Below are 18,577 nucleotides of genomic sequence, written 5' to 3' on the forward strand. Positions count from 1 at the left end.
GGTACAGCGCCCCGCGCCATCTGCTCCAGCACCCGCACCCGCCGCGTGTTGTTCTCTATCAGGTCATCGTAGGCCGAGAGAATGGCGGCGATTTTGCGCTGCGTGGGCAGGGGAGGAAGGGGCAATCTGTATTCCCGCAAAGTAGCCAAATTGATATGCGGCACTCCAGATGATGATTGAAGGCCAATAAGTTGCTCAATAACTGCTGGTTGTCGGAAATAGTAATAAATCCACTCTGGGTCGGCCTTTATTTCATTAACGGTGAGCTTCATTTGACTCTGCGAAATGATATAAAGACCGTGCTTTGAGTCGTCAGGAATTAGCCCAACTTGACCGAGGGTTCCACGCTGCGTAAAAACCACATCTCCACGCTTTGCAGAGTGAGCGATTAGGGATTGAGCTTTCTCAGGGGAGACGAAAACAAATTCTTCCTGCAAAAAGCGACTATCAAAGGGTAGATTGGCCCCGCGAATCACGGGGACGCCTTCAGTTACGTAGTCCTTTGAAACCAGCTTTGAGCCGAATGGCCCACCGTTGAGACTCCACTTTCCTGGTGCGGCAATCTCTTGGACAGTTACCCATTGACTACCGTGCGTCACGCTGGCCCACCCTCCTGCCGTTCCAGCAAGGCCCGCACGTTCTCGCCAATCCTCGCTTCCAGTTCGTGAGCTTCGGCGGTCAGGGTTTCCAGTTCTTCGTTCAGTTCGCTCAGGCGCACACCAAAGTCGAAGTCATCAGCAGCGCGGGCTTCCACGCCCACGTAGCGCCCAGGGTTCAGGCTCCAGCCCTGCGCGGCAATTTCGGCGCGGGTAGCGACTTTGCACAGGCCCGCAATGTCGCGGTACTGGCCGTCTGGGAACAGTTCGGTCATCTTCGCGGCGGTGCCGTGCTTGTCGTCCAGCTTGTCGGCCTCGCCCCGGTACAGGTTCACGATGTTGGCGAGCAGTTCCACCTGGTCGTCGCGCAGCTCGCGGATGGCGCGGGTCACCTGCTGGTAGGTGTTGCGGGCGTCAATGAACAGCACGGTGTCCTCGCGGGGCGTACCTTTCTTGCCCTTGTCCATGAACCACAGCGTGGCGGGCAGGGTCACGGTGTAGAAGAGGTTGGAACTGGTGGCGACCATCACGTCTACCACTCCGTCCTCAATCATCCGCTGGCGAATGAGTTGTTCGCTGCCGCGTGCGTCGCTGGCACTGTTCGCCATGACCACCCCGGCGCGGCCCCCACTGTTCAGGCTGCTGGCGATGTATTGCAGCCACAGGTAGTTGGCATTGTCGGTACTGGGTGTGCCGTAGGGCAGGCGCTTCTGGTCGTTGGAGATACGCTCCTTGTCCACGCCCTTGACGTTGAACGGCGGGTTCGCCATCGCAAAGTCGAACTTGCCGGGGCTAGCGTGCAGGTCTTCGTAGAAGGTGTTCCCCTGCTTGATGTCGCCGCTCAGCCCGTGAATGGCGAGGTTCATGCGGGCCAGCCGTGCGGTTTCGCTGGTCTTTTCCTGGCCGTACACGCTGAGGTCGTCGGCGGCGCTGCGCTGGTGCTGTTCTACAAAGCGGGCCGACTGCACGAACATGCCGCCCGACCCACAGGCGGGGTCATAAATCTTGCCGTGAAAAGGCTCCATGATCTCCACCATCAGCTTGACGAGGCTCTGGGGCGTGTAGAACTCGCCGCCCTTGCTACCTTCATTGCGTGCGAACTCGCCCAGGAAGTATTCAAAGACCCGCCCGAAAGCGTCCCCTTGCAACCCGGCGGTCAGGTCGGAGAAGGTAAACGACTTGAGCATCCCCGCCAGCAGGCTGTTGTCCAGACGGTTGTACATCTTGGGGAGTGCGCCCGTCAGGTCGGGGTTCTGGGCTTCTATGGCGTTCATGGCCTCGTTGATGGCCGCGCCGATGTTCGCGCCTTCGGGCAGCTTTAGCAGCTCCGAGTAGCGGGCCTTCTCAGGCACGTACAGCACGCCCTCAGCCATGAAGTCGTCGGGGTCGGCATCCAGCCCGATTTCCTCAGCTTTGTTCTGGAAACGGTAGTCAGCGTACGAGAGGAACACCAGACCAAGGACGGGTGTGCTGTACTCGTGGCTTTTGAGTTTGCTGTTGGCCCGCATCTGGTCAGCGGCGTCCCACAGGCGCTTTTCCAGCGCGGAGAGGTCAGTTGAGTTAGTCATTCTGAGAAGAGTCTAACCCGCGTTCACAGCGTCATAATCCCCACATTGCGGATGGATTGCGCAGGCAATGTCGGGAGATGGCATGGCAGCCATAATCCTTTTCCCCCGCATGAGCCAAGGTCGGCTATCCAGAGGGTCTAGTGATGGGCGTCTCCCAAGCGCATCGCTCGTCTGCCACCTTCACTCGCCTTGGGCCGCCCGGCGAGAACGGTAACGCTGCGACTTGGCCGCCTCCTGGCACGCCTTTGAGCAAAACCGCCTACGCCCTTTCATGAACGTGATACGGGTGCAGCCTGTACGCCCACACTGCCTCGGAAAGGCTGACCGGTCATTGCGGATCAGCAGCACGGACATCAGGGCGAGGGCCTGTATGCCCTGTTCAACGACCAATTCCACTTGCAGCGTCTCAGGGTTGACCAGCGGTACGACCCGGCTTGGCGTAGCGCGGAACCAGCTATTGAGCTGCTGCCCGATGCCATCCACCACTTCTCCTGCTTCGGATGCCCACTCCTGGGGCGTATACGCTTCGGCCAGCTTGCGGCGCGCATCCTCTGAAAGTGCATCAAGGTCAGCACCTGCAGTTTCCAGCCCCTGCAAACCTATCTCCTCCCGCTCTGCCTGGGTCCATGCATCAGGCGAAGCCGTTGTCAGCTTTTCAATACGGCTCCACATCAGGCGGAGGTCCTGTCCCGCCTTAAGCCATAGGTCCATAGATTCCCGCAGTTCAGGTTGACTGAAGAGCGCGTGTAAGGGGTGAACGGTGAAGAGTGGCCCCAGCTCCTGCGCGACTGCTTGCCACTCATCCGCAGTTGACCCGGCATGTAACGAGAGCAGCGCCTCCACTCGGCGTCGGTAATGGCCCTCGCTGCCGCCAGGGCGTGCGAACAAGTCCATCGTAGCCTCCGGCTGAGAAAAGATGATGACCTGGCCCCCGAGGTCTATGTCCACTTTCCCCTTCATAGACCAACTGGCAAACAGCCCGGCAGAATTGGCGTCACTGTTCATGTCACCTATAACAGTAACGCACGGCTCCGCAAAATATGAGGCATGACCAACCAGCACGAGCTGTCCCCCTCCGACACGACACTTCCACACCTCACCGAGGCACAGAGTGGCAAGCAGGACCAGCGCCGCACCCGCCGCCCTGAGGAAGTCAGCCGCATTCTCGGTATCGGGCGCAACACGGTGTACGAGCTGATTCGCACCGGCCAGCTGCGCAGCATCAGCGTGGGCCGCAAGATTCTGATTCCCCTCACGGCCATAGATGACTTCCTGGCCGGAGACACCAACTGAACTGAACGTTCTTGAGGAGCCGGTGGCCCATGCGCCCACTCGGCTCCTTATTTCATGCCCCTCTCCGCCTGAGTTTCAGCGACTTCTTCGGTCGCTGGGCCTGTCCCTATTGCTCCTGGAATCCATGCTGCCCGCAGACCCCACCACTCATCCCACGACTTACCAGTATCAGCTCCGCCACGGAACTGAGTACGCACCTGACCCGCTCTACGACACCACGTCCAAGCGGCGAAGACGTGCGACGCGGCTCTGGGGTGACGGTCAGGGGGTTTCTGCACGCTTGTTCCTGCTTCCGGGGAAGCTGCATCACCTCATTGTCGATATTGAGGGCTGCGACGACTTCTATTGGGACGGCCCCAGATTGGCCCAGCAGCAACTTCAGGCCATTCTGGGGAACGCTCCACGCTATGTCACTGTGGCGCGTTCAAGGAAGGGAAAGGTCCACGCGCATGTCGTGGTGGCCCTTGGCCTGGAAGACCCTAAGCAGCTACGCAAAGCAGGCTGTTGGCTGACACCTGTGAAGGGTGCACGGGGACTAGAGCGCCTGATGGCTTACCTCAGCAAGCCACGGGACGAGCGGGCCTGTCGCCCCGATAAGAGTGACGTGCTGAATTACAGCGCTGAAGAGCTGGAACAGCAGAGGCTGGATGCCTGCGAACTGCTCCTGGCCGCCAGAGCCAAAGGTCGGCTGCCCCGGGGGTCCTTCACCACCCATCTGCCGCGCCTGAAACCGGATCTCCCCACGCCCCTTCCAGCAACCGACGGGACCAGTTCCCCCAGTTCGCTGCCCACGGTAATCCCTGCGCTTGCGCTGGTGGCTCAGCGTGAATGCCGCTCTGCCCTACCTGTTCACGTCATGCCCATGCCTGTTTCCAGCCCTCCGCGACCAGGTGCCCAGGCGGTGCTGAAACCGCTTGCCTTTTCGCATGAGGCCTTGGCCCGTGCTCCCCCACAGCTATGCAGGGCAAGCTGACCCTCACCGCAGCCTCTGCCCTGCTTATGCCCACGGTCCGTTTTGCGGTGACCCACTTCCCTCACACAGCCCCGATCAGGCCAGAAAGGAAGACCCCATGATTCCACCCTAATACCCTCCGTATTTCCAACCGAAGACTGCCCGCACTCCTCCCCCAACCAGGCTCTACGCCGGGAGGAGTGGACTGCTGTCTCAAGGTCACCCCACTTCACTGACCGGGCACCACACCTTCGCTCACGGGCCTATCAGGCAGCGCTTTCACAAGACCTATTTGGCCCGCCATGCTTAGGTTTCCTGTGTTTATCCCCGTTTATACCCTCAGCACCTCGTGCTGCCGTACCGCCCCGGCTTCTGTACCGCAGGCTGCTTCCAGTGCCTGCACGGTCCGGTCCAGCTCACGGAACAGCTCACGCAGCTCGGGGCGCGGGCCGAGCGCCTCCTCCCCGATGGCGGAATAGGTGTCGGCCAGCAGGCGGTAGTACTGCAGTGTGCCCTCCTGCCCCTGCTTGAAGCGGTCAAAGTAAGCCTCGCGCTCGGCTTCTGGCCTGGCCAGGACATCCACCAGAATGTTTCGGGAGTTATGCAACTTGTCCGAGGCACTGACCAGCAAAGAGGAAGCTGGCTTGGACGGCAGCTTCGCCAGATAAGCCCGCTTGCGCTCCGGCCAGGGCGCTTTTTCCTCGCCTGCTTTTGGCGCCGCGTCGGTGGCGTCGTCTACTATCGCTGTCACAGCCGGGCCAAAGCGCTCCAGAATCTCGCGGCGTAGGTCGTCCGCGTCCCGGCCTGTATTGTCCGGGCCATCTTCCAGCGCGTCATGAAGGAGGGCTGCAATCGCCTCGTCTTCGGTCGCGCCAAACTCTAGCGCCACAGATGCGACGCCCAGCAGGTGCGAGAGGTAGGGGACTCGTTCGGTTTCACCCGGGCCAACCTTGCGGAACTGGCCTCGGTGCCAATGCACAGCCAGATTCAGGGCGTCGGTGAAGCGGTCAGATAGGGGGAACATGCCCTCACTCTAGTGGACAGATGAAAGCTCTATGAGCACTTTTGCCTGGAAACGTATACTCATCCCCCAAGTGGGTACTCAAGCTCATCCCCCTCATCCCCTTAGGCAGGAAAGATGAGAACGCTGCTCCTCAGTCTGCGCCCGTAAGTTTGGAAAAACGTGGCAAAAAAGCCCCACCAATTTCCAAATCTGTTTTGGAAAAACGTGGGGAAACCTGGCCATGAATTTCCAAAACCTGCCCCCAGCTCTGCCTGGTCAACCCTCATCGCTAGGCAAGTCCGGCTGCTGCGTTCCACTGCGTCCGTATGCGTTCTGCTGACACGCTGGCGCTTTTTAGAAGACTTGCGAACTCGGCTGGCATTAAAGGTCACGTCCATTGCCCGCTTCGGCTGGCTGCGGCCTGACTTACTGCGGCAATTCAACCAACCTGTTGAGCCGTTCGCGCCGCCGCTTCCAATCTGGCAGCACACGTCCCAGCAGCTGGTAATAGGCTGCGGAGTGGTTGAACTCCGTGAGGTGGCACAGCTCATGCAGCAGGACGTAATCAACGCATTCTTTGGGAGCCTGCACCAGCTTGGGATTGAACGTCAGCCGGCCCGACCGGGTGCAGCTCCCCCACTGCGTCCGCATCCTGCGCAGACTAAACTCGCCCGAATGGCTGATTCCGAAGTGTGCCGCGTGCTCTAAGCAGAACTCCATCCGCTCGGAAATCACTGCTGCGGCACGTGACCGAAGCCAGCGCTCGACGACCTGCTCAGCTCGGCCGGAAGTGCCCACCGTGACCAGCAGCTCACCGCGAACCACCTTGACTCCCTCCTGTTCACCGGTCAGCAGACGGAGGCGGTGCTGCCGGCCCAGATAGCGCCAGGACTCACCGCTGATGTACCGGCGTTCCGGCAAAGGGGGCGGTAGTTTTGCCAGCTCACGCTGTTGCCGGAGAATCCAGGCTCCCCGTTTCACCACCTTCAGCTCTACCGCATCCTCCGGCGCCTCCAGTGGCGCGACCGCCAGCACGCTGCCGTCCGGCCGCACCTCAATGCTCAGGGTCCGGCGGGCACGGCGCTTCAGGGTGTAAGGAATCCGGGCCGTGCCGTACTTCGCCGTTCTTTGTCCCTCGCTTCCTTTAGGCATCCCGGTGCCGTGCGACAGACAGGACTTTCTCGAACAGAGCGTCCCGGATGGAATGGGGAATGCGCTGCCCAGTTTCACGCTCAAGCTCGTAGAGGTGGTCGTCCATAGCATCAATCATGCGGTTCCGCACGCCCTGATTACTGTGCCAATCCCGGATTTTGAGGCTCTGAACCGCATCGTCAAAAGCCAGGGCAGCGGTGGTCAGCCGCTCGGCCAGGTCCGGCACCTCCCTCAAAGACTCTGACAATCCCTCTTCCAGCAGGCCACGGTAAGCCTGCGCCGCTTCACGCCCTTGCAGCCTGGGGTCGCCCTCACTCTGTCCCCGCTCACGGGCCAGCCGGGTCAGCTCCTGCGCCCGCTTGAGGTACTCCAGATCGGCCAGCCGGCCGGCACGGTGGTCCGCGATGGCCTCATCTACCAGTTCGGAGAGCCGCTTGTAAAACGTTGGGTCCTCTTCCATGCGCTCGGTCACGGCACGGCGGATTCGGCTCGCCATGGTGTCGGCCTTCGCGGCGTCCCCTTCAATCTGGGCGTCCTGCTCCTCAGCCGCCTCGGCATCAAAGAGGCTGACCGGCTCGGCCAGTTGAGTGACGGTGTCGGCTCCCACATGCTCCTGCACCATCTTGCGCAGTTGTGCCTCCAGGGGGCCGAAGTCCACGCTCTCACCGTAGCGCCGCTTGACGGTGGTCCGCAGATTCAGAAAGAACCGCAGGTCGCGGATATAGACCTGCCGCTCAGCTTCCGGCGTCCGGTCAAGGAAGGCGGGTGTGCTGAGGGCCAGTTGCAGGGTTTTCGCAAAGGCGGTCAGCGCCTCATAGAACGCCTCCCGGCGGTCCTGCGGCTCCAGATGGCGCTGCATGGCTTCTAAGTCCTGCCGGTCTATGCCACTAAATACATCCCAGACATGGCCGTGCCTCGTCTTCAGCAGACCGATTTCTACTTCTACGCTCTCCAGCGTGCCGGCCACATCTGCTGGATCGAAGCCTTCCGCTTCCAGCGCGGCGTAGATGTCCAGCGCTTCGTGCAGCTCATTAAAGATGCCCCGGTAATCCACGATCAGGCCGTAGTCCTTGCCGTCGTACAGCCGGTTCACACGGGCGATGGCCTGCAAGATGTTGTGCTCTTTGAGGCGTTTGTCCAGGTACAGCACGGCATTGCGCGGGGCATCGAAGCCGGTGAGCAGCTTATCCACCACGATCAAGAGTTCCGGCTCGCCGTCTCCCTTGAACGCCGAGATGATGCTCTTTTGATAGTTCGCTTCGCTGCCGTAGCGGTTCATCATGTCGCGCCAGAAAGCCTGCACTTCCGGGACATCGGCTTCATCCACGGTGGTATGGCCCTCACGGGTGTCGGGGGCGGACATCACCAGCGCCACGCTCACGCGGCCCCAGCGGTCGAAGATTTTCTTGTAGCGCACGGCGTCCAGCTTGCTGCTCACGGCGAACTGGGCTTTGAGGCCACGGCTTTGGTAGTTCTGCGCGAAGTGCTCCCCGATGTCGTAAGCGATTTCTTCCAGCCGGGAATCGGCCCCCAGGACCGTCTGGGCCGCCTGAAACTTGCGCTTCACATCTGCTTTCTGCTGGTCGGTGAGGTTACGGGCCACCCGCTCAAACCAGCGGTCTATCTGCTCCTGCGCTCCACGCAGCTCGGCGTGCCTGGCCTCGTACTTAAGTGGGGCAACGGCTCCATCTTGCACAGCTCGGCCCATGGTGTAGGTGTGCAGGATGCCACCGAACTTTTGCGCGGTGTTCTTCTCTTTCTTCAGCAGCGGCGTGCCCGTAAACCCGATCAGGCAGGCGTTGGGCAGTACCGTCTGCATCAGGGCGTTGGCACTGCCGTACTGGCTGCGGTGTGACTCGTCTACCAGTACGAAGACATCCGGGCTGGTGACCTTCAGCCGCTCGCGGGCCACCGTCTCGAATTTGTCAATGACGGTGGTGATGACCTGGGTGCGCTCCGAGGACAGCAGCTCCAGCAGATGCCGTCCGTCCCTCGCCTGCACCGGCTGAACCCCAGTGTTCTTGAACGTGCCAGCAATCTGCTCGTCCAGGTCTACCCGGTCGGTGACCAGCACGATGCGCGGCGCCAGGGCGTCGGGCAGGTGGGTCGGCCCGGCCATTCCAGGACGGTCCGGGAAAAGCGTCTGGACCGTCCTTCCATTTTGGGCCTCCTGCTCATTTCCACTCGCTCCGCTCAGAACTCCCCGCATTTGCGGGTCGTTCGAAAGTTTTGTCAGCGCACGGGCCAGCATCACCATGGTCAGGCTCTTGCCACTGCCGGTGGTATGCCACACCACACCGCCATGCCGCTTGCCCTCGGGGGTCCGCTCCTGCACCCGGCGCATGATCTCGCCCACTGCGTAGTACTGCTGGTAGCGGGCGGCCTTCTTCACACCGGCATCAAATACGATGAACCCACGGATGAAGGGCAGCAGCCGGGCCGGGGCCAGCAGAGACGCAATCAACCCATCCTGAGCACTCGGCACGCGGGGGCCTTCATGCCAGGCCCGGTCCAGCCGTGAGCGCAGCGGCTCATCACGCCAGCCCAGGATGCGGCGGCGCACGTCCGGAGCAAGCGGCCGGCCAACCAGCTCCGGCAAGGCCGCCGTGATCTGCGGGTCTTCCTCACGCCAGGTGGCCCAATACTGCGCGTCGGCCCCGGTCGTGGCGTACTTCGCTTCATTCTGCGCCACGGCCAGCAGCAACTGAGCGAAGGAGTACAGCAGCGGAATCTCGTGGCGGGCGTGATTACGCAGGGTCTGCGAGATGGCCTCAGCCAGCGGCTCCCCCATGTCGGGGCGCTTGCACTCAATGACGACCAGCGGAATCCCGTTGCAGAACAGCACGATGTCTGGCCTCCGCGTGCTGCTGCTGCCCTGGCGCTCCACCGTGTACTCCTCGGTGACATGCCAGATGTTCCGTTCAGGCCGCTCCCAGTCAATGAACCGGACGCTGAAGCTCTTGCGGTCCCCGTCTACCACCTGCTCCACACTGGTGCCCAGGGTCAGCAGGTCGTAAGCCGCCTGCGCGGTGGTGTAGAGCGCTTCAAACGGCAGGCGCAGCAACTGGTCCGCCGCTTTCTGTAGGCCCTCGGCGGTGAACTCACGCTCCTGGTCCAGGTAGCGCACGCGGTTCAGGCGGCCCAGGGCTTCCAGCAGCACCTCGGTCAGAATCACCTGCCCGCGCCGGCCTCGCCGCTTTGCCAGGGCTTCAGCAGGGGTCAGAAAGGTGTAGCCCAGGTTCACCAGTTCGGCCAGGGCAGGGAGCTGACTGGAAACGATTTCACGGAAATCGGCAGGCGGGTCGGTGCGGGGCATACACTCAGTCTAAAGTGCAGCCACCAACGCAGCCGCCCTTTCTCCTCTTGGCTTGCTCTCGTCCTGCGCGGCCCTACCGCCCAAGCTTGCCGTGAACGATGCCTTCAATCAGCCCCAGCAAGTCGCCGAGGTAATCTATGCGCTTACGCATTCCCAGCCCGCGCATTTCGGCCTGAAATTTGGTCCAGCGCTCCTGCATCCTGGGCCAGACTGCCCGAAACTCGGGGTCGCTGACTGGGGGCAATTGCAGCGGCCCCGCATATTTCGAGGCTTCCAAAACAATCAACAAATCAAGGGCCACAAACTGGACTTCACCCTCCAACGCTTCAACCTGTTGCCCAAACCCGTCATCGGCCAGCAGGGCAAGCGCCAGCCCCACCATCCAGCTCTCGATTTCCGCTGCTGACCGGATAAAGTCCTCGGTGAAATACACCGCCTCATCGATGTCCGGCTTGAGCGCCAGGTACTCTTCCGTCAGGTCACCGAAGTGTTCCCCCATCGTTGCCCGCCAGTGCTCCAGCACCTCAGCGCGGCCCTGCCCCATGACCGTCAAGGCCATCAGGTAACCATCCATAAAACTCAGTGGCTTCAGCGGACTTCTGTGAACCTGTGCGTTCTTTTGCCGACCACGGCCCTGCTGCTTTTTGTTGCGATTCATCCTTCCTCCAGTGCAGGTTCCAGTGTGGGCGCACCCGGCGCACCGTGGCACTTCTTGTACTTCTTGCCGCTGCCACACGGGCATGGTTCGTTCGGGCGAATCTTGCGGCTCTCACGGCGCTTGGGCATCAGCGCCCATTCGTCTTCCCCGCCGTCCCACTCGTCTCCGTCCAGCAGACGCTGGACCTGAAGCTGCCGCATCGCCGCGTGGGTCATGTAGGCGGCATGCACCCTGCCCAGTACGTCCAGCACAGTTTCCTGGCGGCCTTCTTCGTCCCATTCGGCCGGGTCGGCCGTCTGTCGCCGTATGTCCGCAAAGATGTCCTGCGCTTGCGGCGGAAAATGCGCCGGCAAGAACTCCGGCGGCATCAGCGCCATCATCAGCAGCAGGTCCTGTGCCAGGTCATTCATGACCTCGCCTTCCTCCCTGCCCCGTCCACCCCTGAAGAACAGCTCAGGCTTTTGCCGGGCTGTCATACAGCTTGCCAGCACCTCCAGCACCGCATCCGGCTGGGCCAGCGCCACCGCGCCCACGCCCCCCAGCCACTCCAGAAACACGCCGTGTTCGGTCAGGCGCGGCACTGTCAGCAGCGCTTCCGCGTCTGCGTTCCCGCTCCCTGCCTCCAGCGCGTGCAGCTCCTGCGCCGCCTGCACCGCCAGCGCATGCACCTCATCCGGTGCGTCTAGCCGCAGCAGCCGCAGGGCCGAGCGCCCCAGGTCGCTGCCTTGCATGCTCGTGGCAATCACGCCATGCAGCGCCCCATGAATCCGGGCGTAACTCACCCCGCCCTGCTGAGCCTCGGCCCACTCGCGCAGTTGCACTTCGGCGGGCGTTTCTGTCCGGTCAAATTCCAGTTTCATACACTGTCCTCCACATTCACTTTCACCCGTACCCGCCCCGTCAGCAGTTCGTCCATCAGCCCACGCTTCTGCTCCTGCACTTTGGCCTTGAGCGCCTCCAGCGAGGCAATTTCACTGTCTAGGGTGGAAAGGACAGAGGCGATGGCTTGTTGCTCTGGGAGGGGTGGGAGTGAGATTGCAAAGTCCTCAAGCGGCTTTTTTGTTATCTGTGGTTGTCCGGAGCCACTGACCAGTGAAGAAAAATCTTTGGAAAGCATCATTTGATAAATAAATTGTTTGTCCACTTTAAGGACGTTATCTACATTAATGACCATTGCGTTACCAGTTATCCAGGCGTAGTCTTCACTACGACTAACTGCTCCACTCGAGGAGCCTCGACAAGTAACTAAAGTCTGCCATTGTTCGTGATTATATTTGTCGTAGTAGCCTATTTTCCCATTCGCGCCGTAGACAGGATACCCACTTGCTTTAAGGTCTGCACTAGTGATGGTGACTGGCTGATAAACCTTAGCAATGTCCCCCAGCTTCTTCTCCTCCCACTCCCCCTCAAACCCCGGCAGCCGCTTTTGCCCCGTCAGCAGCGCCTCAGCCAGCCCACGCTTTTGCTGACGCTTGGCGGCAAGCAGGTCGGTCAGGTTTGCCAGTGAATCATCCCAGGTGGAGAGGATGGCGGCGATTTTGCGTTGCTCAGGGAGGGGGGGGAGGAGGAGGGGGAAACCCTTTACAATTCCCGCATTAAAGTTTGGTTGCCCCCCTTGGGTCAAATGTAGGAGATTTCCAACACTTGAACTCAAAAAATACTCCAAAAACTCGCTAAGCAATTCTTCGCTAGGTTCAATGGCGAGAATTGCTTGATTTATAGCCGCATCTATTCTGGTTCTTCCAATGACTCCCGCTGTTGCTCCGTAAAGTGCGAAAAGCAATGTGCCAGCCTTGGCAACCTTTGCGCTTGAATTCTGCAAGCCCGCCTCGGTTATGGTTTCCTCAGTTGCGTATATGTTCCCCGAATTCAATTCACCTGACTTAATCCATGGAATATCGCCACCATAATATTCAGGCTTTGTACGCGATGGCGTTCCGCCTGAAAAGCACTCCACCATTTCCCCCAACTTCACCCCGCGCCACCCCTCCGGCACGCCCCGCGCCTTCTGCTTTCCTCCTTCTGCCATCTGCTCCCCCGCGCTCATGCCTCCGCCTCGGCGGGCAGCGCCCCGACCATGTGTATCTGTTTCATTCGTCCTCCAACCGGGCGGCCAACATGCCCGTTACCACTCCCATTACGCCCACTCGCTTTGCCCGTCCCAGCCAGGGCGAAAGCCTACGCGGGCCAGCGTGCCGGGCGGTACGGGTGCAAGCAGGGTTTTGAGGCCAGCCGTCCAGCGGGTTTGCGGGTCTAGGGCGCGGGTTAGGCGGTGCAGGGCGTACAGGCGGGGGGCGAGGCGGCGTGCGCCTTCGTCGCGTTCATCAAAGGAATTTTGCCTGAGCAGGCGTTTGGTGCGGCGGTCATCGGCCAGGCCCATCGTGTTGAAGGTGCGGTCATAGAGCCGCGAGTGATGGGCGCAGATGTTGCGAACAATGGTGAGCGCGTGCAACCACGAGGCCAGCGTACTGGCTTTGATGCCGAGGGGCAGGGCAATCAGGTCACGTTCTTCTTGGGGGAGCGACTCAAAGAGCTTTGACCAGCTTCCCAGCGTCATCGTCTCCGTAATCATCCAGGCAGGGGGCGGCTCGGTCTGGTGGTACTTTTCGCGGTAATGACCCACAAAGAGGTCGGGCATCCCGTGAAACTCGTCCAGCGCCTTCCGCAAGAATTCAGTGTGCTGGAAGTAATCACTGGCGGCGAAAAGTTCCTCACAGGCGTACCAGCGCACGCCATAACGCTCCAGCATAGGCTGACCAATCGCTTGCCTGATGCCAACTTCCACCAGCGGCATGGCGGTCAGGATATGAAGCCGCAACGCTTCATCAAACGCCATAAGGCCTTCTATGTCTTCAAAGGTGACGCCGCCCGCGTAGCCCTCAGAAGACTTGTAGGGCAAAAGGTAGCCCTTGAAGCGGTACAGGCCCACACGCCTCAGCACGTCTATCGCCCGCCGAGGGTCACCAATGGCCAGACCCTTCTGACGCAAATGCTCGACCTGCTCAGGGAGCGTCAGCGGCGACTTGTCATAACTGGGCTGCATCTACTGACAAGTATATAAAAGAAAAAACCCTAGCCTTTCCCTTTCGGGCGCTCGGGTATTCGTTGCAACCAGTATAGCCACCTCTTTGAAACTGTCAATGTTTGGATTGGTCTCAAGACTCACTCATAGCCCCAACTCCCTCAGATACTCCGCCATCTTCTGCCGCTGCTGCTGCCACTGGCTTTCCAGGGCGTTGATTTCGGTCTGCACGGCCCCCAGGTCAATCGGCTCGGCTTCTTCGGAAGTGTCCACGTAGCGGGGAATGTTCAGGTTGTAGTCGTTGGCGGCGATTTCGTCTAGCGGCACCACGCGGGCGTACTTGTCCACGCCATTTCGGGCGCGGTAAGTGTCCACGATTTTCACGATGTCGGCTTCGCGCAGCTGGTTCTGGTTCTTGCCAGCGGCAAACTCACGGCTGGCGTCAATGAACAGCACGTCTGCCTGCCCATTTCTCTGGGCCTCCGCCCCTTTGCGGAACACCAGCAGCGCGGCGGGAATACCCGTGCCGAAAAACAGGTTGGTCGGCAGGCCGATGACGGCGTCCAGCAGCCCTTCTTCAATCAGCCGCGCCCGGATTTTGCCCTCGGCAGCGCCCCGGAACAGCACGCCGTGTGGCACCACGACCACCATGCGGCTGCCCACTTCCGCGAGGCTGCCCAGCATGTGCGAGATGAAAGCGTAATCCCCTTTGCCTTTGGGGGGAATGCCACGCTCAAAGCGCTTGTGGCGGTCACTACTTACGTCCTCCGCGCCCCACTTGTCCAGGCTGAACGGCGGGTTCGCCACGACCACCTCGAACTTCATCAGTTTGTCGTCTTCCAGGTGCAGCGGGTTGCGGATAGTATCGCCCCACTCGATGCGGGCGTCATCCACACCGTGCAAGAACATGTTCATGCGGGCCAGCGCGTAGGTGCTGCCGTTCTGCTCCTGCCCGTAGATGGCGTAATTCTGGCTGCCCTGCGCCTGCACGTTCTGAGCACACTTGATCAGCAGCGACCCGCTGCCGCAGGTGGGGTCGTAGATGCGCTCGCCCGGCTGCGGGGCGGTCAGGCGGGCCATCAGGTCACTCACTTCCGGGGGCGTGTAGAACTCGCCGGCTTTCTTGCCCGCACCTGCGGCAAAGCGGCCAATCAGGTATTCGTAGGCATTGCCGATGATGTCCAAGTTCCCGATGCGGCTGGGGCGCAGGTCCAGTTTGGGGTGGTGGAAGTCTTCCAGCAGGTTCTTGAGCCGGATGTTGCGCTCTTTGGTCTGCCCCAGCGCCGCTTCGCTGTTGAAGCTGATGTTCCGGAATACGCCGCTCAGCTTGCCTTTGTTGGCATCTTCGATGGCGAGCAACGCCTGGTCAATGATTTCCCCCAGGTTGTCTGCACCCCGCTGGGCATAGAGGTCTTTGAACAGCGTGCCCTCGGGCATCACAAAGCGGTCACGCTCCAGGCGGCGGCGAATGCGGTCCTCATCGTCGCCGTATTCGGCCTTCAGGGCATCGTAGTGGTCCTGCCACACGTCGCTGATGTACTTCACGAACAGCATGGTCAGCAGGTAGTTCTTGTACTCGCTGGGGTCTACCGTGCCGCGAAAGGTGTCGCAGGCCCGCCAGAGGATGGCGTTGATTTCAGACTGATCTATCAGAAGTGACATGTAGGCCCAACTTATCTCAGGTATGGCCCTAGTACTCGGCCCACCTTGAGCATGTGCATCCATGTACACCACGTCACTTCGTCCATGTACATCCATGCTCATGAGGCTGTTTGACCATGCAAATAGACCGATTTGGGCACTGTTGACCATGTCAACCTGGGTTTCAGACCATAACCCCATGGTCCATGCACGTAGACCGATTTGACCATGCACCATGTCACTTCGGGGTCCCTGTTCGACCATCCCCTGTCCATCCCCATAGACCCGATTGACCATCCCCGACCATCCCTGCAAGTCTCATTCGACCATCCCCATAGGTTGCTCAAGGCTCTTTTGACCATCCCCACCCGGGCGTCAGAGCATAACCCCATGGACCATCCCCATAGGGCCACTTTGACCATCCCCACCGAAACAGTGAGCGGGGCTTCGCCAACGCCAGCACCGCCGTATTACAAAAGTCAATTTGACTATTCCTTGTGTCAGAATGCCTTATGGACCTTGATCAGAAGCTCAGGCAGCAGCTCCGGGCGGAAATGGCGCGGCAAGGCGTAACTCAGGCGGAGCTGGCCCGCCGGTTGGGCGTTCAGGCTCCAACAGTGGCTCAGGTCGTCACAGGCCGGCGCGGTCACATCCCCCGCAGTCTGGTACAGATTCTCGATGAGCTGGGGCTGACGCTCACGGTCTGCCCCAAGGATGAGCAGCCATGACCGGACGCGGCCAGACCAAGCGGGGCAACGGCAACGGCAGTGTCCGCAAGCTTCCTTCCGGGAAGTGGCAGTGGCGGGCCAGTATTCGCCTGCACAGTGGTGAGACTCTGCGGGTCGCGGGCACTGCACCGACCAAGACCGCCGCCGAAGCCGCGCTGCGTGAGGCGCAGACCGACGCTTCACGCGGGCAGTTCACCGTCACGCAAAAGACAACCGTGGCTGAGTTCCTGCTCAACTGGCATGCTCTGCGGGCGGATACGCTGGCCGCCAAATACAACCAGTCACAGACCAGCCTAATCAAGAAGCACATCATTCCTGGCATCGGAAAGCGCACCATCAGCAGCCTGACCCCACGGGACCTTGAGGTCTTTTACGCCAGCCTGGTTCATCAGGATGAGCGCCGACCCGACACTTTCGGACAGCCGTTAGGCGACTCCATGAAGCGGCAAGTTCATAACCTGCTGCACCTTGCCTTCAATGATGCGGTGCGGCATGGCGAACTGCTCCGTAACCCCGCCGATACAGCCCGGCCCCGCTACACCCGCAAGGCAGCCCAGGAAGACGACCTCAAAGCCTGGACTCCCGATGAAGCGCGGCGCTTCTATGAGGTGGCCCGTGGGGACCGGCGCGGCGTGGCCTTCTGCTTCATGCTCTCCACCGGTATGCGCATGGGTGAGGTTCTAGGCCTGCGCTGGGAAAACGTTGATCTGGAAAGTGGCACCATCCATATCAAGGAAGCCCTCGTCAGCCTGAACGGTCACTTGCACCGCACCACTCCCAAGACGGCACGGTCCAAGCGCACCCTGGAGGTGTCTGGGGATGCGCTGAAGATCTTACGGGAGCGGCGCGAGCAACTGCCGTTAGAAAAAGAGGCAGCGGGTGAGAGATATATCGGGAGTGACGCTGTGTTCACCAGTGAGGTCGGCACACCGATTCGCCCTGACAACACCTACAGCTTGATGAAACGGCTGTGTCAGGCGGCTGGGGTTCCGTACAAGGGCACCCATGTGCTGCGGCATAGCTTCATCTCCATCCAGGGCCAGCAGGGTTTACCGGTGGAGGTCATTAGTGCTCACGTCGGGCATGCCCGCGCCTCCTTCACTCAGGACCATTACCGCAGTGTGTTTGCACACGAGCGCAAAGGGCTGACCCTCGACTTCACCGCCCAGGCCTGGTCGGGTGAAACTGACTCCTGAATGCCGGTTGGGCACGCGTTGGGCACGAGGCCTATTTTAAGCCCTCAGGACAAAACGGCTAAAATAAAAAATCCCGCTCTAGGCGGGGTTTTTCGTGGCGCACCCTGTAGGACTTGAACCTACGACCGACCGCTTAGAAGGCGGTTGCTCTATCCAACTGAGCTAAGGGTGCCTGCGCCCTAGCTTGCGGGCCGCGTCATCATAGCGCAGGGCACGTAACCACGCAAAAAACAGCTATAAAAAATCCCCCCTGGGTGGGGGGAGAAACTGGAGCGGGATCACGGACTCGAACCGAGGCCAGAAGCTTGGAAGGCTGCTGTGCTACCACTACACCAATCCCGCTTAGGTTGTGCAAGGGAGTTTACTGGTCGAGGCGACAGGATTCGAACCTGCGACCCCTTGGTCCCAAACCAAGTGCGCTACCGGCCTGCGCTACGCCTCGGCTTCCTTGCGCGCCCGGTACTATACCAGATTTCTGCCCTTTGTGAAGGGGGCCCTCTGATTGCCGGCGCCAGGGCTTATGCTGAGCAGCAACGTGAGTTCGCCTGCTTCCCCCGCCGCCCCTACCAATACGCCGAAACAGTTTCTGGAGCTGGTCAAGTTCGAGCATACCGTCTTCGCGCTGCCGTTTGCCTACGCCGGCATGTTGCTGGCCTCCTACTGGCAGGACGGCACCGGCTGGCCGGGGTGGCACACCCTCATCTGGGTTACGGTGGCGATGGCGGCGGCACGCACGGCGGCGATGGGGGCCAACCGGGTGATTGACCGTTTCATTGACGCCCGCAACCCCCGCACGCAGAACCGCGAGATTCCCGCCGGCAAGGTTTCGCCCGCCGCGGCCTGGGCCCTGGTGACCGTCAGCCTGGTCACCTTACTGTTCGCCGCCTGGCAGCTCAACCCGCTGTGTCTGGCCCTGCTACCGCTGGCAGTGGTTTTCCTGATCGGCTACTCGTATACCAAGCGCTTTACCTGGCTGTGCCACGTCTGGCTTGGCATCACCGACGGGGCGGCGGCCGCTGGCGGCTGGATTGCGGTAACTGGAGCATTTGCGCTCCCGGCGTGGCTGCTGTGGGCAGTGGTCATTTTCTGGATGGTGGGGCTGGACACCATCTATGCCACCATGGACTACGAGTTCGACCGCCGCAGCGGTATCCGGAGCATTCCTGCCCGGTTCGGTATTCCACGGGCGCTCGACATCGCCAGGTGGAGCCATGCGCTGACCTTTGCGCTGCTCCTGGCCGTGGGCTGGGCCGCAGGCGCCAGCTTCTGGTACTACCTGGCGGCACTGGTGATGGGCGGCATCCTGCTGTACGAACACGCCATCGTGCGGCCGGACGACCTGACCCGCGCCAACGTCGCCTTTTTCGACGCCAACATGTGGCTGGCCATCACCATGCTGGTAGGCGTGGCCGCCGACGTGACCTGGCGGACCCTGGCAGGCTGAGGCGCGAG

At 60.9% G+C, this 18,577-nt stretch carries 14 protein-coding genes, 3 tRNA genes and 1 pseudogene; 4 read left to right on the forward strand and 14 right to left on the reverse strand.

Features of this window, described 5'->3' with window-relative positions; all coding sequences use genetic code 11:
• Positions 1-35: 35 nt before the first annotated feature.
• The 3 genes and pseudogenes from DEIPR_RS14880 to DEIPR_RS07530 all read right to left on the reverse strand — a co-directional run.
• Positions 36-599: pseudogene (locus DEIPR_RS14880) on the reverse strand (restriction endonuclease subunit S); the annotation flags it as partial.
• Positions 596-2,164: a type I restriction-modification system subunit M gene (locus DEIPR_RS07525; RefSeq protein ID WP_013615233.1), complete on the reverse strand. Its 1,569-nt coding sequence runs from the start codon at positions 2,162-2,164 to the stop codon at positions 596-598. The pseudogene DEIPR_RS14880 and the gene DEIPR_RS07525, both read right to left, overlap by 4 nt.
• Positions 2,165-2,344: 180 nt before the next feature.
• The gene (locus DEIPR_RS07530; protein ID WP_013615234.1) at positions 2,345-3,169 is read right to left on the reverse strand and encodes a CGNR zinc finger domain-containing protein; all 825 of its coding nucleotides are present in this window, start codon (positions 3,167-3,169) and stop codon (positions 2,345-2,347) included.
• 42 nt (positions 3,170-3,211) lie between these two features.
• Here DEIPR_RS07530 and DEIPR_RS07535 point away from each other — a divergent pair, with 42 nt between their 5' ends.
• Positions 3,212-3,457, forward strand: coding sequence for a helix-turn-helix domain-containing protein (locus DEIPR_RS07535; protein WP_013615235.1), 246 nt, complete (start codon positions 3,212-3,214; stop codon positions 3,455-3,457).
• A gap of 1,283 nt (positions 3,458-4,740) precedes the next feature.
• Here DEIPR_RS07535 and DEIPR_RS07545 read toward each other — a convergent pair.
• The 8 genes from DEIPR_RS07545 to DEIPR_RS07580 form a co-directional block, all read right to left on the reverse strand.
• The gene (locus DEIPR_RS07545) at positions 4,741-5,433 is read right to left on the reverse strand and encodes an HD domain-containing protein (protein WP_013615237.1); all 693 of its coding nucleotides are present in this window, start codon (positions 5,431-5,433) and stop codon (positions 4,741-4,743) included.
• Between the two features lie 405 nt (positions 5,434-5,838).
• Positions 5,839-6,564: a M48 family metallopeptidase gene (locus DEIPR_RS07550; RefSeq protein WP_013615238.1), complete on the reverse strand. Its 726-nt coding sequence runs from the start codon at positions 6,562-6,564 to the stop codon at positions 5,839-5,841.
• The gene (locus DEIPR_RS07555) at positions 6,557-9,880 is read right to left on the reverse strand and encodes a type I restriction endonuclease subunit R (RefSeq protein ID WP_013615239.1); all 3,324 of its coding nucleotides are present in this window, start codon (positions 9,878-9,880) and stop codon (positions 6,557-6,559) included. Before DEIPR_RS07555 ends, DEIPR_RS07550 begins: the two co-directional genes overlap by 8 nt.
• A gap of 73 nt (positions 9,881-9,953) precedes the next feature.
• On the reverse strand, positions 9,954-10,538 hold the full coding sequence (locus tag DEIPR_RS07560; RefSeq protein WP_013615240.1) for a hypothetical protein: 585 nt from the start codon (positions 10,536-10,538) through the stop codon (positions 9,954-9,956).
• Positions 10,535-11,398 (reverse strand): YecA family protein, encoded by an 864-nt coding sequence (locus tag DEIPR_RS14425; RefSeq protein ID WP_041222002.1) that lies wholly within the window; start codon positions 11,396-11,398, stop codon positions 10,535-10,537. The genes DEIPR_RS07560 and DEIPR_RS14425 overlap by 4 nt, the downstream gene beginning before the upstream one ends.
• Positions 11,395-12,567: a restriction endonuclease subunit S gene (locus tag DEIPR_RS07570; protein ID WP_169310681.1), complete on the reverse strand. Its 1,173-nt coding sequence runs from the start codon at positions 12,565-12,567 to the stop codon at positions 11,395-11,397. Before DEIPR_RS07570 ends, DEIPR_RS14425 begins: the two co-directional genes overlap by 4 nt.
• 108 nt (positions 12,568-12,675) lie before the next feature.
• Entirely contained in the window at positions 12,676-13,581 is a 906-nt protein-coding gene (locus tag DEIPR_RS07575) for an Abi family protein (protein WP_013615242.1), read from the reverse strand.
• Positions 13,582-13,704: 123 nt separating this feature from the next.
• Positions 13,705-15,222, reverse strand: a complete 1,518-nt coding sequence (locus DEIPR_RS07580; protein WP_013615243.1) for a type I restriction-modification system subunit M — start codon at positions 15,220-15,222, stop codon at positions 13,705-13,707.
• A gap of 491 nt (positions 15,223-15,713) precedes the next feature.
• On the opposite strand from DEIPR_RS07580, the gene DEIPR_RS07585 reads away from it, so the two are divergent.
• Both DEIPR_RS07585 and DEIPR_RS07590 read left to right on the forward strand, forming a co-directional pair.
• A complete protein-coding gene (locus tag DEIPR_RS07585) occupies positions 15,714-15,929 on the forward strand; it encodes a helix-turn-helix domain-containing protein (protein WP_013615244.1) in 216 nt (71 codons plus the stop codon).
• A complete protein-coding gene (locus DEIPR_RS07590) occupies positions 15,926-17,125 on the forward strand; it encodes a tyrosine-type recombinase/integrase (protein ID WP_013615245.1) in 1,200 nt (399 codons plus the stop codon). Before DEIPR_RS07585 ends, DEIPR_RS07590 begins: the two co-directional genes overlap by 4 nt.
• A gap of 95 nt (positions 17,126-17,220) precedes the next feature.
• Here DEIPR_RS07590 and DEIPR_RS07595 read toward each other — a convergent pair.
• The 3 genes from DEIPR_RS07595 to DEIPR_RS07605 form a co-directional block, all read right to left on the reverse strand.
• A tRNA-Arg gene (locus DEIPR_RS07595) sits at positions 17,221-17,297 on the reverse strand.
• A gap of 96 nt (positions 17,298-17,393) precedes the next feature.
• A tRNA-Gly gene (locus tag DEIPR_RS07600) sits at positions 17,394-17,467 on the reverse strand.
• A 23-nt stretch (positions 17,468-17,490) separates the two neighbouring features.
• Positions 17,491-17,567: transfer RNA gene (locus DEIPR_RS07605), tRNA-Pro, on the reverse strand.
• Positions 17,568-17,645: 78 nt separating this feature from the next.
• Between DEIPR_RS07605 and mqnP the strand changes: the two genes are divergently transcribed.
• On the forward strand, positions 17,646-18,569 hold the full coding sequence (gene mqnP, locus DEIPR_RS07610; protein ID WP_013615246.1) for a menaquinone biosynthesis prenyltransferase MqnP: 924 nt from the start codon (positions 17,646-17,648) through the stop codon (positions 18,567-18,569).
• The last annotated feature ends 8 nt before the right edge of the window (positions 18,570-18,577 follow it).

This window comes from Deinococcus proteolyticus MRP (assembly GCF_000190555.1).
Lineage (GTDB): Bacteria > Deinococcota > Deinococci > Deinococcales > Deinococcaceae > Deinococcus > Deinococcus proteolyticus.

What these genes read in the sequence shown, in the direction of transcription:
- DEIPR_RS07525 (WP_013615233.1), bottom strand. Translation starts at nt 2,164, where the DNA reads ATGACTAACTCAACTGACCTCTCCGCGCTGGAAAAGCGCCTGTGGGAC.
- DEIPR_RS07530 (WP_013615234.1), bottom strand. Translation starts at nt 3,169, where the DNA reads ATGAACAGTGACGCCAATTCTGCCGGGCTGTTTGCCAGTTGGTCTATG.
- DEIPR_RS07535 (WP_013615235.1), top strand. Translation starts at nt 3,212, where the DNA reads ATGACCAACCAGCACGAGCTGTCCCCCTCCGACACGACACTTCCACAC.
- DEIPR_RS07545 (WP_013615237.1), bottom strand. Translation starts at nt 5,433, where the DNA reads ATGTTCCCCCTATCTGACCGCTTCACCGACGCCCTGAATCTGGCTGTG.
- DEIPR_RS07550 (WP_013615238.1), bottom strand. Translation starts at nt 6,564, where the DNA reads ATGCCTAAAGGAAGCGAGGGACAAAGAACGGCGAAGTACGGCACGGCC.
- DEIPR_RS07555 (WP_013615239.1), bottom strand. Translation starts at nt 9,880, where the DNA reads ATGCCCCGCACCGACCCGCCTGCCGATTTCCGTGAAATCGTTTCCAGT.
- DEIPR_RS07560 (WP_013615240.1), bottom strand. Translation starts at nt 10,538, where the DNA reads ATGAATCGCAACAAAAAGCAGCAGGGCCGTGGTCGGCAAAAGAACGCA.
- DEIPR_RS14425 (WP_041222002.1), bottom strand. Translation starts at nt 11,398, where the DNA reads ATGAAACTGGAATTTGACCGGACAGAAACGCCCGCCGAAGTGCAACTG.
- DEIPR_RS07570 (WP_169310681.1), bottom strand. Translation starts at nt 12,567, where the DNA reads ATGGCAGAAGGAGGAAAGCAGAAGGCGCGGGGCGTGCCGGAGGGGTGG.
- DEIPR_RS07575 (WP_013615242.1), bottom strand. Translation starts at nt 13,581, where the DNA reads ATGCAGCCCAGTTATGACAAGTCGCCGCTGACGCTCCCTGAGCAGGTC.
- DEIPR_RS07580 (WP_013615243.1), bottom strand. Translation starts at nt 15,222, where the DNA reads ATGTCACTTCTGATAGATCAGTCTGAAATCAACGCCATCCTCTGGCGG.
- DEIPR_RS07585 (WP_013615244.1), top strand. Translation starts at nt 15,714, where the DNA reads ATGGACCTTGATCAGAAGCTCAGGCAGCAGCTCCGGGCGGAAATGGCG.
- DEIPR_RS07590 (WP_013615245.1), top strand. Translation starts at nt 15,926, where the DNA reads ATGACCGGACGCGGCCAGACCAAGCGGGGCAACGGCAACGGCAGTGTC.
- mqnP (WP_013615246.1), top strand. Translation starts at nt 17,646, where the DNA reads ATGCTGAGCAGCAACGTGAGTTCGCCTGCTTCCCCCGCCGCCCCTACC.